Annotated in this window: 13 protein-coding genes; 6 read left to right on the top strand and 7 right to left on the bottom strand. The window is 73.3% G+C overall.

Annotation, left to right across the window (positions count from 1 at the left end; all coding sequences use genetic code 11):
• Positions 1-164: 164 nt before the first annotated feature.
• Positions 165-1232, top strand: coding sequence for a C40 family peptidase (locus AC07AZ_RS07400; protein WP_478844716.1), 1068 nt, complete (start codon positions 165-167; stop codon positions 1230-1232).
• A gap of 39 nt (positions 1233-1271) precedes the next feature.
• On the opposite strand, the gene AC07AZ_RS07395 is transcribed toward AC07AZ_RS07400, so the two are convergent.
• Both AC07AZ_RS07395 and AC07AZ_RS07390 read right to left on the bottom strand, forming a co-directional pair.
• Positions 1272-2018 (bottom strand): LuxR C-terminal-related transcriptional regulator, encoded by a 747-nt coding sequence (locus AC07AZ_RS07395; RefSeq protein ID WP_478844714.1) that lies wholly within the window; start codon positions 2016-2018, stop codon positions 1272-1274.
• Complete coding sequence (locus tag AC07AZ_RS07390) at positions 2018-3343, bottom strand: ATP-binding protein (protein ID WP_478844712.1); 1326 nt, start codon at positions 3341-3343, stop codon at positions 2018-2020. The genes AC07AZ_RS07395 and AC07AZ_RS07390 overlap by 1 nt, the downstream gene beginning before the upstream one ends.
• Positions 3344-3495: 152 nt before the next feature.
• Between AC07AZ_RS07390 and AC07AZ_RS07385 the strand changes: the two genes are divergently transcribed.
• Positions 3496-4917 (top strand): PspC domain-containing protein, encoded by a 1422-nt coding sequence (locus AC07AZ_RS07385; RefSeq protein WP_478844710.1) that lies wholly within the window; start codon positions 3496-3498, stop codon positions 4915-4917.
• A complete protein-coding gene (locus tag AC07AZ_RS07380; protein WP_478844708.1) occupies positions 4904-5149 on the top strand; it encodes a hypothetical protein in 246 nt (81 codons plus the stop codon). Before AC07AZ_RS07385 ends, AC07AZ_RS07380 begins: the two co-directional genes overlap by 14 nt.
• Positions 5150-5261: 112 nt before the next feature.
• On the opposite strand, the gene AC07AZ_RS07375 is transcribed toward AC07AZ_RS07380, so the two are convergent.
• Positions 5262-5792 carry a DoxX family protein gene (locus tag AC07AZ_RS07375; protein WP_478844706.1) on the bottom strand — a complete coding sequence of 177 codons (531 nt, stop codon included), beginning with the start codon at positions 5790-5792 and terminating at the stop codon, positions 5262-5264.
• Positions 5793-5946: 154 nt separating this feature from the next.
• Entirely contained in the window at positions 5947-7224 is a 1278-nt protein-coding gene (locus AC07AZ_RS07370; RefSeq protein WP_478844704.1) for a hypothetical protein, read from the bottom strand.
• A 190-nt stretch (positions 7225-7414) separates the two neighbouring features.
• Between AC07AZ_RS07370 and AC07AZ_RS07365 the strand changes: the two genes are divergently transcribed.
• Positions 7415-8299: a DUF4429 domain-containing protein gene (locus AC07AZ_RS07365; RefSeq protein WP_478844702.1), complete on the top strand. Its 885-nt coding sequence runs from the start codon at positions 7415-7417 to the stop codon at positions 8297-8299.
• A gap of 39 nt (positions 8300-8338) precedes the next feature.
• Here the strand turns inward: AC07AZ_RS07365 and AC07AZ_RS07360 are convergent, their stop codons facing one another.
• Positions 8339-9133: a class II aldolase/adducin family protein gene (locus AC07AZ_RS07360; protein ID WP_478844700.1), complete on the bottom strand. Its 795-nt coding sequence runs from the start codon at positions 9131-9133 to the stop codon at positions 8339-8341.
• Between the two features lie 172 nt (positions 9134-9305).
• On the opposite strand from AC07AZ_RS07360, the gene AC07AZ_RS07355 reads away from it, so the two are divergent.
• Entirely contained in the window at positions 9306-9782 is a 477-nt protein-coding gene (locus tag AC07AZ_RS07355) for a pyridoxamine 5'-phosphate oxidase family protein (protein ID WP_478844698.1), read from the top strand.
• Positions 9783-9800: 18 nt separating this feature from the next.
• Here the strand turns inward: AC07AZ_RS07355 and guaA are convergent, their stop codons facing one another.
• A complete protein-coding gene (gene guaA, locus AC07AZ_RS07350) occupies positions 9801-11375 on the bottom strand; it encodes a glutamine-hydrolyzing GMP synthase (RefSeq protein ID WP_478844696.1) in 1575 nt (524 codons plus the stop codon).
• Positions 11376-11768: 393 nt separating this feature from the next.
• Here guaA and AC07AZ_RS07345 point away from each other — a divergent pair, with 393 nt between their 5' ends.
• Entirely contained in the window at positions 11769-12050 is a 282-nt protein-coding gene (locus AC07AZ_RS07345) for a chorismate mutase (RefSeq protein ID WP_478844694.1), read from the top strand.
• A gap of 575 nt (positions 12051-12625) precedes the next feature.
• Here the strand turns inward: AC07AZ_RS07345 and AC07AZ_RS07340 are convergent.
• Positions 12626-14404: a GMC family oxidoreductase N-terminal domain-containing protein gene (locus AC07AZ_RS07340; protein WP_478844692.1), complete on the bottom strand. Its 1779-nt coding sequence runs from the start codon at positions 14402-14404 to the stop codon at positions 12626-12628.
• Positions 14405-14579: the final 175 nt, after the last annotated feature.

Below are 14579 nucleotides of genomic sequence, written 5' to 3'. Positions count from 1 at the left end.
TCCCCTGTGCGGTCCGCCGCCGGACGCGTGAACCGCCCCCGGGCGGCCGTACGTCCGCTGCCCCGGCGTTCGTACGGCCGGTGAACCCCGGCGGGCGGCCGGAACGTCCGCCCGCCCGGCGGACGTACGGACCAGGCGGTCGTACGAAAGGACGTGCAGTCCACGTGGCAGTGCATCGCAAGCCCCGTCAGCGCACGGCGGGCGGGAACGCCGTCCGTGCGGCGGCGACGATCGCCCTGGCGGGCGCGGCGACCGCGACGGGGTTCGACGGGATCGGACACGCGGACCCGGATCCGACGCCGTCGCAGGTCAAGGCGAAGGTGGACAAGCTGTACCAGGAGGCGGAGGCCGCCACCGAGAAGTACAACGGCGCGAAGGAGAAGGCAGGCGCGGCCGAGACGCGGCTGCGGACGCTGCGGGACGAGGCGGCCTGCAAGGAGGACAAGCTCAACTCCGCCCGGGACGCGCTGGGTTCGATGGCGGCGGCGCAGTACCGCGAGGGCGGCCTCGACCCCTCGCTGCGGCTGGCCCTGTCCGACGACCCGGACCGGTACCTCGACGGCGCCGCGTTCGCCGAGCGCGCGAACAACCGACAGGCCGCCGCCGTCCGTCAGGTACGCACGCAACTGCGGGAGATCGAGCAGCTGCGCGGGGCCGCCCGCCTGGAGCTGGACTCGCTCACCGCGCGCCGGAAGGAACTGCGACGGCAGAAGGAGACGATCACCGCGAAGCTTGGCGCGGCACGTCGGTTGCTGTCCCGGCTGTCCACCGCCGAGCGCGCCCGGGTCACCGCCGACCCCGGCCCCGGCCGCGCCTCGCGGTTCACCCCGGGGGCTCGCGACAGCCTCCAGGCCCCCGCGTCCGCCACGGCCGAGGCGCCCGACTCCCGGGCGGCGGCGGCCGTCGCCTACGCCTACCAGAAACTCGGCAGCCCCTACGTGTGGGGCGCGACGGGCCCCGACGCCTTCGACTGCTCGGGCCTGGTACTGGCCGCCTACCGCTCCGCGGGCCTGTCGCTGCCCCGCACGACCTACGCGCAGATCGACACCGGCCGCCGCGTCTCCCGTTCCGAACTGCTCCCGGGCGACCTGGTGTTCTTCTACTCCGGCATCAGCCACGTCGGTCTCTACGTGGGCAACGGCCAGATGATCCACGCGCCGAACCCGTCGGCTCCGGTACGCCTGGCCCCGATCGACGAGATGCCCTTCGCGGGGGCGACGCGGGTGGCGTAGGAACGCCGGTGGTGGGCGGCTCCTGCCGTCCCCGCCGGCTCAGACCAGCCGCCGGGCCGTCGCCCAGCGCGTCAGCTCGTGCCGGTTCGACAGCTGGAGCTTGCGCAGGACCGCCGAGACATGGGACTCGACCGTCTTCACCGAGATGAACAGCTGCTTGGCGATCTCCTTGTAGGCGTAGCCGCGCGCGATCAGCCGCAGCACCTCGCGCTCGCGCTGGGTGAGGCGGTCGAGGTCCTCGTCGACCGGCGGGGCGTCGGTGGAGGCGAAGGCGTCGAGGACGAAGCCGGCCAGCCGCGGGGAGAACACCGCGTCGCCGTCCTGGACGCGGAAGACGGAGTCCACCAGGTCCACACCCGTGATCGTCTTCGTCACATAGCCGCGCGCGCCGCCGCGGATCACCCCGATCACGTCCTCCGCGGCGTCCGAGACGGACAGCGCGAGGAAGCGCACGGGCCGCTCGGCGTCGGCCATCAACGGGGCGCAGCGGCGCAGCACTTCGACGCCGCCGCCGCCCGGCAGGTGGACGTCGAGGAGCACCACCTCGGGCCGGGTCGCGGTGATCACCGTGACCGCCTGGTCGACGTCGGCTGCCTCACCGACGACCTCCACCCCGGTCTCCTCGGTCCGGCCGATCTCGGCCTGGACGCCCGTACGGAACATGCGGTGGTCGTCGACGAGGACGACGCGCACCTGGCGCCCGCCCGCTCCGCCCCCCGCGGACCCGCCGGACTCGGCCGCCTCCGCCGCTCCCGTGGTGCCGTTCGCCTCGGTCGGGTCGCTCATCACGTCTTCTCCGCCCTCTCCATCTCCAGCTCGACCTCCGTGCCGCCGCCCGGCACCGCGCGCAGCCGCGCCGTGCCGCCGTGGCGCTCCATGCGGCCGATGATCGATTCTCTGACGCCCATCCGGTCGGCGGGTATCGAGTCGAGGTCGAAGCCGGGACCCCGGTCACGGACGGACACGAAGACCGTCCTCCCCTCGACTTCGGCGAAGACCTGTACGGCGCCGCCCTCGCCACCGTACTTGGCGGCGTTCACCATCGCCTCACGTCCGGCCTGCATCTGTGCGCCGATCCCGTCGTCGAGCGGGCAGTCCCCGACGACGACGACCTCGATGGGGACCCCGTGCTTGTCCTCGACCTCGGCGGCGTTGCGCCGCACGGCGTCCGCGACGCTGGTGGGCTCGTCCGCCTCGTCCTTGCCGGTGCCCTCCGGCCGGTACAGCCAGGTGCGCAGGTCGCGTTCCTGGGCGCGGGCGAGACGGCGGACCTCCGCCGGGCTCTCCGCGTTGCGCTGGATCAGGGTCAGGGTGTGCAGCACCGAGTCGTGGACGTGGGCGGCGACCTCCGCGCGCTCCTGGGCGCGGATACGCATCAGACGCTCCTCGGAGAGGTCCTGCGTCATGCGCACCAGGTAGGGGCCGGCGAGCAGCGTTATCCCGACGAGGACCGCGAGGGCGGCCTGGAGGACCGAGCCGAGGTGGGCGGCGGACCCCTGGAGCACGAAGATGCCGGAGACGCCCGCCGTCACCAGCAGTACACCGCCTCCGGAGCGCGCCAGGGTGAGCGTGCGGCGACGGCGGCCGACCTCGGCCCAGCGGGCCCGGCGGGCGTTGTCCGCCTGGCGCCAGACCAGGGCCACACCGGCGCCGACGAGGACGGCCGGCAGAAGGTACGCCTTGGCGCCGCTGCCCAGGTTGACGCTGCTGACGAAGACCATGGCCACGACGACCATGAGGAGCAGGGCCACGATCTGGCCCTTGTCCGGCTTGCGGGCCACGAGTCTGCGGCGGCCGTCGGGCGCGGTCTCGGCGCTGACCAGGCCCGGGCTGCGCTGGTCGCCGACGCCGCCGACGCCGAGCGGCACGAAGAACCAGAACGCGGCGTACAGCAGGGCCCCGAGGCCGTCCGCCATGAACAGGCCGACGAAGACGAGCCGCACCCAGATCACGGGCAGCCCGAGGTGCCCGGCGAGCCCCCGCGCCACGCCCCCGAGCCAGCGTCCGTCACTGCTGCGGTAGAGCTTGCGCGGCGGCCGCGGTTCGACGAGGGGCGCTGCTGCGGCTTCCGGCATGCCAACGATGGTCACACGGCGCCGGGGCCGGAGCATCAGGGTCGACCCCCGAGACTGCCCTGATCTTCACCACGGTCGCGGCGGCGACCGGTCGAACACCTCCCCCGCCCCGGCTCAGGGGCGATATCAGGGTCCGGCCAGGGTCGTTCGGACTGCCGCCGGGCCGCCGCGCCCGTCACCATGGACGCATGACAGAGCACCAGCACGCCGCGACGGGTCCGGGATCCGGCTCCGGCCCACGCCCCTCCCCGGGCGCCGGGCCGCGGGATGCCGCGCCCGCCGCGGCCGCCCCGGGCGAGGAGACGGCCACCGGCGAGGGCACGGCGTCGGGGGGCCCGCCCCACGCGTTCCGGCGCGACCGGCGGTCGAAGACGATCGCGGGGGTGTGCTCCGGGCTCGGGCGGCAGTGCGAGATGGACCCGGTGATCTTCCGCATCACGCTCGCCGTACTCGCCGCGACCGGCGGCATCGGCCTCATCTTCTACGGGTTCGCGTGGCTGTTCGTCCCGTACGACGACGAGGACGAGAACGAGGTGCGCAAACTGCTGACCGGCCGGGTCGACGGCCAGGCCCTGGCAGCCGTGCTGTTCGCGCTGGTCGGCTGCGGTGTGTTCCTGACGATGTTGAAGAACGGCGGGGTGCTGGCCTTCGCCGTGGTGCTGTCGCTGCTCCTCGCGGGCGCGGGGTACTGGTCCCGGCACCGGGGCACCCCCGACCCGGACCCGCTGGCCGCCCAGGCCGTCGCGGACGCCCCGCCGGAGGCCCAGGCACCACCGGTGCCCGCCGGCTATCCGTCCTGGTGGCGCGATCCCATCGTCAAGGACGGCACCCACGAGGGCGGCACCGGCTATCTGTGGGGCCCCGAAGACCCGCGCGACCGTGACATCGCGGCGGCCGTCAGCATCGGTCTGCGCGGGTACGGGGGCGGTCGCCCGGCCGTGGGCCCCGCGCGCGCCGGGCAGCCGAAGCCGCGCGGACCCCGTCGGATCGGCGGCCGGGTGTTCCTGCTCGCCCTGCTCGCGGGTGGCGCCGGCGTGGGCGCGACCTGGGACGACCACGCGCTCGGCACCAGCCTCCAGACCGGACTGGCCTGCGCGCTGATCGTTCTCGGCCTGGGCATAGCCGTCAGCGCGTTCCTGGGGCGCACGGGAGCGGGCTCGGTGTTCCTGGCGATCGTCACCGCGGCCCTGCTCGCCGGCGCGGCCGCCCTGCCCGCGAACATCGGCACCCACTGGGTCCGCACCACCTGGCGGCCCGCCTCGGTGGCGGAGCTGCAGCGGAAGTACGACCTGGGTACGGGCGTCGGCACCCTGGACCTGAGACGGCTGGGCGTGGCCGGGGGGAAGACCGTGGAGTCGGAGGTCGAGGTGGGCGTGGGCCGGGTGCGGGTGATCGTGCCGCCGGACCTGACGGTGAGGCTGCATCTGGACGTGGGGGTGGGCGACATCCAGTTGCCGGGTGACGACAGGAAGGACGTGGACGTGCAGCCGGGCAGGAACAAGGAGGTGACCCTGTCACCCGTCTCGGGCGCCAAGGGCACGGGGGGCATCCTCGACCTCGACGTGCAGGTGGGCGTGGGACAGGCGGAGGTGACCCGTGCTGCGTCATGAGTTCCAGCCGGGGAAGCTGGTCGCCGGAGCGTTCCTCACCCTCGCGGGCGTCATGTACGCGGGTGACGCGGGCGGCCTGTGGGAGACCCCGTGGTTCGCGGTGATCCCGGTGGTCGCCGGCGGCCTGTGCCTCGCCGGCGTGGTCGGCCTGCTGACCCGGGCCGTACGCAGACGCCGGGGCACCGACCGTGCGGACGGCCCCGCCCGGGTGCGGCAGGACACGGGAGGCTGACGGCGCTCGGCCGCCGGGACCCGTCCCGTGGTCCCGGACCGGCGCGGAGCAGCCGTCGGCGGGCCCCTGCGGACAGGGGCCCGCCGACGGCGTCCCGCGGAAACGGCCGGAACTACCGGAAACTCCCGCTGCGCCGCCGTCGTCGACCGCGCAGTGAGGCGTCCAGGGAGAGGACGGAGGCACCCGCGAGGATCAGCGGAATCCACGCCATCAGGTAGGGAAGATCATTGCCGTAGTAGTACGGATCGGAGGACCAGCTCACGGTCAGCCACAGGCTCAGGGAGATCAGTGCGCCGCCGAGTGCGGCGAGGCGGGCGAGCAGCCCGATCAGGGTGCCGATGCCGACCGCCAGCTCACCGAAGGCGATCGCGTACCCGAAGCCCACCGGGCTCTTGAGGGACAGGTCGACCAGGGCCGGGATGGCCGAGCTGTCGCGGACCCCGCGCATCATGTCGCCGATGGAGCCGGCGCCGGAGTCCTTCAGGAAGGCGCTGTCGGTGAGTTTGTCCAGGCCGGCGTAGATGAAGGTGACGCCGAGGAAGATCCGTAGCGGGAGCAGGGCGTACCGGGTGGCGGTGTCCCGCCAGTCGCCGCCGCCTCCCGCGTAGGGGGTGTGCGTGTCCGTCCGTATGCCGTGAGTCATCGTTCTCAGCCGCCTCTCGCCCGCCGTGCCGTGACTCCTCGAAAAACGATACGTACGGGAGGGAAGCTCCACTCATTCCGGTCCGGCCAGTTTTTCCGGCTTGGCCCGCTTCGACGCCGGCTCCCCGCGGTGAGGGGGTCGGGCGGCCGGTCGGTCAGTCCGTCACGTCGATCGCGTAGCGGTTGGTCTCCACGCCCGCCGCCGTCACCACCTGGACCTCCACCCGCCCCGGTTCCACGTCGGCCGGCACCGGCACGGTGAGGACCGCGTCCGTGGGGTTGCTGAAACCGCCGGCCACCGGCACCAGCGGGACGTGGACATGCACGGCGCCGATGCGTACGACCATCCGCGACAGCCGTTCGGCGGTCTGCGCGCCCGGCGGTACGAAGGCCGCCCCGCGGATCTCGATGTCGTCGCCTGTGCGGATCGGCCCGTCCAGGTCGCCGGCCTCCCGGGAGCGCACCACGGAGAGGATCACCGGCCGGCCGCCCTCGGCGTACTTTCCGGCCACGTAGGTCGCCGCCGACACCAGCACCACCACCGCCAGTCCCCAGGGCAGGTCCGGGAGTTGGTCGGGCCGCCGGGCCAGCCGGACGGCCGCGAACAGCAGGGCGACAGCACTGACCACGACGTACTGGATGTCGGCGAGGCTTCCGCGGCCCGCGTCGTCGGTGAGCAGGTCGGCGGCGCGCGGCCGGTGCGCGCGCACCTTCTGCAGCCGCTGCCCCAGCACCCGCAGTCCGACCACCCGCCGGACCAGCACCGCGATCCCGCAGACCACGGCGAGCACGGTCACCACCCCCGCGCCACGGGCCAGTTCGAGCCCGTCGATCAGCGCGTCGCGCTGCGCGTGTCCGGAGGCCGCCGCGAGCCGCCCCACCAGCACGAGCACGGCGTACACGACGAACAGCACCCAGGCCGCCGCCACCGCGCGTGAGGTCGACAGCCGGTTGTCCTCACCGATCACGGGTGCCAGCGCCCCGCCGCGCGCCCGGTGCAGCCACGAGGCCGCCGTCAGCGCACCGGCCACGAGCAGGGCCGCGAGGAGTCCGGCGGTGCGCGCCGTCGACCAGCCGGCGCCGATCGCCGTGAGCGCCTGCACCAGGAGCAGCACGACGACCGCCGACCACACGGTGAACGCGGTACGGCGCCACAGCCGCGCCAGCCATGCCTCGCCCTCGGCCCGGCCGCGCTCGGCGACGTGTTCCGCGGACTGGGTCAGCTCCTCGGAGACCCACTGGCGGGAGGCCGACGCCGAGTGGGCCACGGCCGCCGGCACCCCCTGCCCGGCCGCGAACCCGTCCCGCAGCACCAGGAATTCGGCGACGGCCCGCCGATGCCCCGCACGCGCCCCGTGCGGGCAGTTCCCGCAGGTGCAGCCACCCCCGTGGGCAGCCGCGTCCGCGCTCTGTCTCGCCTCCTGCACCGCCACGCCCGACGCCCGCCTTCCCCGCTACCTGCATGATCGGCGGCCCCTGAGGGATCCGGCCGCCGGCCGCTGGGCAACTCCCCCGCGATGACAGCGAATTGTGCCCTACGGCACACCCCCCGTGTCCGGCAGGTCTGGTCGGCGCGGGGTGAAGTGGCCGCCGCCGTGTTGACCTGGCTGCGAGAATTTCCCCATGGCCGAGATCATCCAGCGTGACGGGGCCTGGGCCTTCGACGGCAGCACGGTCCGGATCACGCCGGGACTCCACCGCTCCGTGCCCCTGTTCCGGCAGACGTACGGTGAGGTCGCCGTACCGCTGGAGGCGATCTCCGGGGTGGCCTTCGAGCCGGAACGGCGGCGGGGCCGGCTGCGGATGCGGCTGCGGGAGGGCGCGGACCCGCTCCTCCAGGCGACCGGGGGCCGGCTGCCCGACCCGGCGGATCCCTACCGGCTGGCCGTGGACGTCGACCGGGCCGGGGTCGCGGAGTACGTGGCCGAGGAGATCAGGCACGCCCTGCTCCTGGACCAGATCCCCAAGGAGCCCACCGGGAGCTATCTGCTGCCGGGGCCGCCCGTCCCGGTCTCGGTCCGCTCCTCCGACGGCACGGTCTCCTTCGACGGCGCCCAGGTGCGCATCGACTGGGCGGACACCTCCGACCGCGTCAAGCGCGCGACCGGCCCGCGGATCATCTCGGTGGCCGACGTGGTGCGCGTCGAGTGGCTGCCCAACTCCGGTTACGCGGACGGCTTCCTGCGGTTCGCGACCCGTGAGACCGCGTTCTCCAAGCTGCCGCCGGAGAAGGACCCGTACGCCCTCGACCTGTGGGGCAGCACCCGCCGCGACCTGCTCACGGCGCTGGTGGCGGCCGCGGTCACGGCCCGCCTGCCGCACCCTTCCACCCAGGCCGTGGGCCACTCGGGGGACGGGCCGGGGTCGGCGGTGTCCGTGCCGCCTCCGGCCGACCATCACGACGTACTGCTGCGGCGCCTGCGGGAGTTGGGCGAACTGCACCGGGACGGGGTGCTGACGGACGAGGAGTTCGCGGTGACGAAGGCCGCGGTGTTGCGGGGGTTCTGACCCGGCGCACGCGTAGGCCCGGCGCCGGACTGCGCGCCCTCAGCTCAGCAGGTCCGGTTCGGAGCGGCTGATGTCCTGCCACAGCGGCTGGTAGTTGATCCAGGCGACGAGGTCCCCGCCGAGCTGTTCCCGGGTCGCGACCGCCGCCTTGTGGTCGATGACCACGGGACGGCCGGCCGCCTTCGCGGCGAGCTGCACCTGGGCGGAGCGTTCCATGGACAGGAACCACCAGGCCGCCGCGTCCACCGAGTCGCCGACCGTCAGCAGTCCGTGGTTGCGCAGTACGAGCGCCTTGTGCGAGCCGAGCGCGCTCGCGATCCGGCGGCCCTCGACGGCGTCGACGGCGACCCCGGTGTAGGCGTCGTACAGGGCGTGGTCCTCGTAGAACGCGCAGCTCTCCTGGGTGAGGGGGTCGAGCAGGTCGCCGAGCGCGGCGAGGGCCCGGCCGTACACCGAGTGGCAGTGGGCGACCGCGACGACGTCGGGACGGGCGGCGTGCACCTGGGCGTGGACGGTGAACGCGGCCTGGTTGACGTGGTAGCGGCCCTCTATCACCTGTCCGTCGGTGTTGGCGAGGACCAGGTCGCTCACCGTGACGTGCTTGAACGGCATACCGAACGGGTTGACCCAGAAACAGTCGCTGAACTCCGGGTCGCGCGCGGTGATGTGCCCCGACACCCCGTCCTCGAAGCCGCGCGCCCCGAAGATCCGCAGCGCGCCCGCGAGCCGCTCCTTGCGGTGTCGGCGCTCGTCGTCGACCGAGTCGTGCATCGGCGGCATCGCGAACCGGAGCCGGTCGGTGGGCAGCGGCGGGGGTGGAGTGGGCCCGGGCATAGGTCCTCCAGCACTGGGTGGGTGTACGGGGCGGAAGTTACCGTCGGTCAGCGCAGGAGAACAGGGATGTTATGCAAACATGACGTTCGCAACGGAAATGCGCTACGCCCGCCGGGACCCCCGAGGGTGATACCGGACAGAAGATGTCGGGTATCGGCGCCACACTGGCCGTATGAGCGGTACGAACTGGACGGCCTTCACGGCCGCGGCGCCCGAACTCGCCAGAACCGTCGAGGAGCGCTTCGGCGCCTTCACCCATCACACCCTCGCGACCCTCCGCCGGGACGGCTCGCCCCGCACCACCGGCCTGGAGGTGCGTTTCCTGCGCGGTGAGCTGTGGCTCGGCATGATGCCCGGCTCGCTCAAGGCGCTGGACCTGCGCCGCGACCCGCGCTTCGCGCTCCAGGCGAACCCCGGGGACGGCACCGGCATGGGCGGCGGTGACGTGCGGGTCGGCGGCCGGGCGGTCGAGGTGACGGACCCGGCGGCGAAGGCCGGATACGTGGAAGAGGTGGAACCGCCGGAGCCGTTCCACCTCTTCCGCACCGAGCTGACGGAGGTCGTGCGCACCCGCGTCGAGGACGACACGTATCTGGTCGTCGAGGTCTGGAAGCCGGGAGAGCCGCTGCGGACCCTCAGGCGGACCTGACCCCGACCGCCGGGGGGACTACTCCCACTCGATGGTGCCCGGCGGCTTCGAGGTCACGTCGAGGACGACCCGGTTGACGTCGGCGACCTCGTTGGTGATGCGGGTCGAGATCTTGGCGAGGACCTCGTAGGGCAGACGCGACCAGTCGGCCGTCATGGCGTCCTCGGAGGAGACCGGGCGCAGCACGATCGGGTGGCCGTAGGTGCGGCCGTCGCCCTGGACACCGACGCTGCGGACGTCCGCGAGCAGCACCACCGGGCACTGCCAGATGTCACGGTCGAGGCCGGCCGCCGTCAGCTCCTCGCGGGCGATGGCGTCGGCCTCGCGGAGCAGGTCGAGCCGCTCCCTGGTGACCTCGCCGACGATCCGGATGCCGAGGCCGGGGCCGGGGAACGGCTGGCGCTGGACGATCTCGTCCGGCAGGCCGAGCTCCTGGCCGACCATCCGGACCTCGTCCTTGAACAGCTTGCGCAGCGGCTCGATCAGCTGGAACTCGAGGTCCTCGGGGAGGCCGCCCACGTTGTGGTGGGACTTGATGTTGGCGGTGCCGCTGCCGCCACCGGACTCGACCACGTCCGGGTAGAGGGTGCCCTGGACCAGGAAGGCGACCTCGGGACCCTCGTCCGCGATGATCTCCGCCTGCGCCTGCTCGAAGACGCGGATGAACTCCCGCCCGATGATCTTGCGCTTCTGCTCGGGGTCGGAGACGCCCTTGAGCGCGGTGAGGAAGCGCTCCTCGGCGTCGACGACCTTGAGCTGGACGCCGGTCGCGGCGACGAAGTCCTTCTCGACCTGCTCGGTCTCGCCCTTGCGCATCAGGCCGTGGTCGACGTACACGCAGGTCAGCTGCGAGCCGATGGCCTTCTGCACCAGGGCGGCGGCGACCGCGGAGTCCACGCCGCCGGACAGGCCGCAGATGGCGCGCCTGTCGCCGACCTGCTCGCGGATGTGCGCCACCTGCTCGTCGATGACGTTGCCGGTGGTCCAGTCCGGGGTGAGGCCCGCGCCGCGGTACAGGAAGTGCTCCAGCACCTGCTGGCCGTGCGTGGAGTGCATGACCTCGGGGTGGTACTGGACGCCGTAGAGCCGCTTCTCGTCGTTCTCGAAGGCGGCGACCGGGACGACGTCCGTGGACGCCGTGACGGAGAAGCCCTCGGGGGCGGCGGAGCAGGCGTCGCCGTGGGACATCCACACCGACTGCTCGTCCGGGGTGCCCTCGAACAGCGTCGAGCCGGACTTCGAGACGTGCAGCGGGGTCCGGCCGTACTCGCGGGCGCCGGTGTTGTCGACCGTGCCGCCGAGGGCGGTGGCCATCAGCTGGAAGCCGTAGCACATGCCGAAGACGGGGACGCCGGACTCGAAGAGCTCGCGGTCGAGGCGGGGGGCGCCCTCCGCGTAGACCGACGAGGGGCCGCCCGACAGGATGATCGCCGCCGGGTTCCTGGCGAGCATCTCCTGGACCGGCGTGGTGCTCGGCACGATCTCGCTGTAGACCCGGGCCTCGCGGACACGACGGGCGATGAGCTGGGCGTACTGCGCGCCGAAGTCGACGACCAGGACGGTGTCGGGGGCGGCGGGGGACGCTTCTGGCACGGTTTGCCTTCCGGCGGTGAGCAAGGGTGTCTGCCGACGATTCTACCGGGGGTCCGGGTGGGGGCGCCGCCTGCCTGGTTTCGCCCCCGCCGACCCTTCCCGTCCCGTCCCCGGGGCCGCGCCCCCGGGCCCCGCTTCGGCCTACGGTCTCGTCCTCAGGCGCCGGACGGGCTGGAGACGGGAGTCGCTCCCGTGCATACTGGGCCCATGCTCACGCACGCGACCTTCCTCTTTACCTATGGCAACCGGCCCGCCGGATGCCATGGTCGTGCTGCTTGAGCAACTGACAAGCGACTTCCCAGGCGCCCCGGGCCGACAAGGCCCGGGGCGCCTGTCGTTTTCCCGGGTCCCGCCGTTCCGTGGGCGACCGACCGCCCCCTCGAAGGAGCCCCCATGACCGCGACCGACGTGACCGGCGCCCGTACCCCCGAGGCCGCCGAGGTGATCGGTGACGCCCGGGCGCGCATCGACGCGCTCGACGACCGGATCATCGGCCTCGTCCAGGAACGCGTGGCCGTGTCCGCCGTCATCCAGGACGCCCGCATCGCCTCCGGCGGCCGGCGCGTGAACCTCTCCCGGGAGATGGAGGTCCTCGGCCACTACAGGGAGGCGCTGGGCAGGCCCGGCACGTCCCTCGCCATGACGCTCCTGGAGCTGTGCCGGGGTCGCATCTGAGTTCGGGCCCGCTCTCACCCGTACGGCGCGTGACCGCGGCGCGAAGCCCTTCGTTGGTCCCGGTGTCCGTGCCAGCCAGGGGCGGGCCCGAAAGAACCACGCGTGGCTCACTGGGGCGATGAGACGTACGGGTCGTGCCGTACGTCGTGGGACCTCGTCCCGGACAAGTGACCGGACGGCAGGGGACAGCAGCCCGGTCACCCAGGAACGGTCGGCTCCGGGGACGCCCGGGGCCGTCCGGCGGACAGCACACAGACCCGCGGGAGCCCGGCCGGCCACCCGCACCCCGGAGGCGGCGCGACCCCCCTGCGCCGCCCGCCAGGCACCGGCGCTGCCCTGACGTCGGTGCTGACGAGCGAAGGGCCCCGCGGCTCCGCCCCGCGGGGCCCTTCGCATGCCCGCCTCCGGCCCGGCGTCCGCGCGCCGGCGGCCCGAAAACTTTTCGTGGGTGCGAACGCAACCATTCACGGCCGTCACGGATCAAACCCTGTGAACCAGGGGCCACACCCCTCGGAGAAGGACCTGCGCTCGGAGGGGGGCGCAGGTCCTTCTTCCTGCCCGGAGCGCGCCGGGCGCTACTTCTTCGGCGGCACCGCCGGCATCCCGAGGAACGGCAGCCGCAGCGCGCCGAACGCCTCAGCGGGGACGGCCGGCGCCTTGGGCTCGACCGGCTGAAGACGTTCGTAGGCCGCCGACTGCGCCGGCCGCGGGTCGCTCTCGCCCTTGTTCGGCCAGTACGACATCGCCCGCTCGGCCTGCGCGGTGATCGTCAGGGACGGGTTGACTCCCAGGTTGGCCGAGACCGCGGCGCCGTCGACGACCGAGATGCCGGGGTGGCCGTACAGACGGTGGTACGGGTCGATCACGCCGGTCTCGCGGGAGGAGCCGATCGGGCAGCCGCCGAGGAAGTGGGCGGTGAGCGGGGTGCCCATGAGCTCGCCCACGTTCGAGCCGGCGAAGCCGTTGATCTCGGCGGCGAGGGCGGCCGCTCCCTCCGAGGCCGCCCTGATCTGCTTGGGGTTCGGCGACCCGTGGCCCTGCCTGGCCGTCAGCAGGCCCTTGCCCACGCCGTCCGCCTTGAGGTGCGTGGTGAGCGAGTTGTCCAGGGACTGCATCACCAGGCCGATGATGGTCCGCTCGGACCAGCGGCGGTTGGAGAGGGAACGCAGCACGAGGACCGGGTGCCGGGCGGCGTTGCGCAGCCAGGCCGCGGCCCGCGACGCGCCCTCCGCGTAGGGGACCTGGAGGATCGACAGGCCGCCCATCGAGTTGGAGCCCTTGCCGTACCGGACCGGCTCGATGTGGGTGTTGGCGTCGGGGTGGATCGAGGAGGTGATGGCGACCCCGCGGGTGAAGTCTGCCCTCGGTTCGCCGGTGGCCCTGCGGTAGCGCCGGTCGCTGGTCTGCGCGCCCACCAGCGCCTCGGAGTTGGTGCGGGTCAGCTCGCCCAGCCGGTCCGAGAGGTGGGGCAGCTGGCCGCCCGCCTTCATGCGGTGCAGCAGGGTCTGGGTGCCGTAGGTGCCGGCGGCGAGGACGACCCGGCGGGCCTTGAAGGTGCGGCCCTGACCCTTGCGGCGGTCGTCGGTGGGGAGGGTGGCGACGGCGTAGCCGCCCTGCGAGTCGTCGGTGACCGACACGACGGTGGTCAGCGGATGCACGACCGCGCCCGCCTTCTCGGCGAGGTACAGGTAGTTCTCGTTGAGGGTGTTCTTCGCGCCGTGCCGGCAGCCGGTCATGCACTCGCCGCACTCGGTGCAGGCCCTGCGGTCGGGGCCCGCGCCGCCGAAGTAGGGGTCCGCCACCTGCTCGCCGGGCGCCGCCCGCACCGTGTGGTCGGCGTCCTCGCCGTCGCCGAAGAACACCCCGACGGGCGCCATGTGGAAGGTGTCGCCGACCCCCATCCGCTGGGCGGCCGCCTTGAGGTGCACGTCGGACGGGGTCATCGTCGGGTTGAGCCGTACGCCGAGCATGCGCCGCGCCTGGTCGTAGTACGGCTCCAGCTCCGCCTGCCAGTCGGTGATGTCACGCCACTGCGGGTCCTCGAAGAACGGCTTCGGCGGTACGTAGAGGGTGTTGGCGTAGTTGAGGGAGCCGCCGCCGACGCCCGCGCCGGCCAGGACCATGACGTTGCCCAGCAGGTGGATGCGCTGGAGGCCGTACATGCGCAGGCGCGGCGCCCACAGGTAGTTCTTGAGGTCCCAGGAGTTCTTCGGCAGGGACTCGCGGGTGAAGCGGCGGCCGGCCTCCAGGACGCCGACGGTGTAGCCCTTCTCCGTGAGGCGCAGGGCGGTCACCGAGCCGCCGAAGCCGGATCCGACGACGATGACGTCGTAGTCGTAGGCGTCCTGGGGCACGTGGGCTCCTCGTTGAGTGTCCGTGCGGGTTGTCTGTGGTCGGTCGCGCGGCTCCCCGGGAGGGCGCCCAGTGCCGCCGCGGGGGGGGGGGGGGGGGGGGGGGGGGGGGGGGGGGGCGGAGGGGGGGGGGGGGGGGGGGGGGGGGGGGGGGGGGGGGGGGGGGGGGGGGGGACGT

The organism is Streptomyces sp. NPDC043878, from assembly GCF_056435735.1.
The sequence above is the reverse complement of the archived record's forward strand: the minus strand, read 5'-3'. Positions and strand labels throughout refer to the sequence as shown.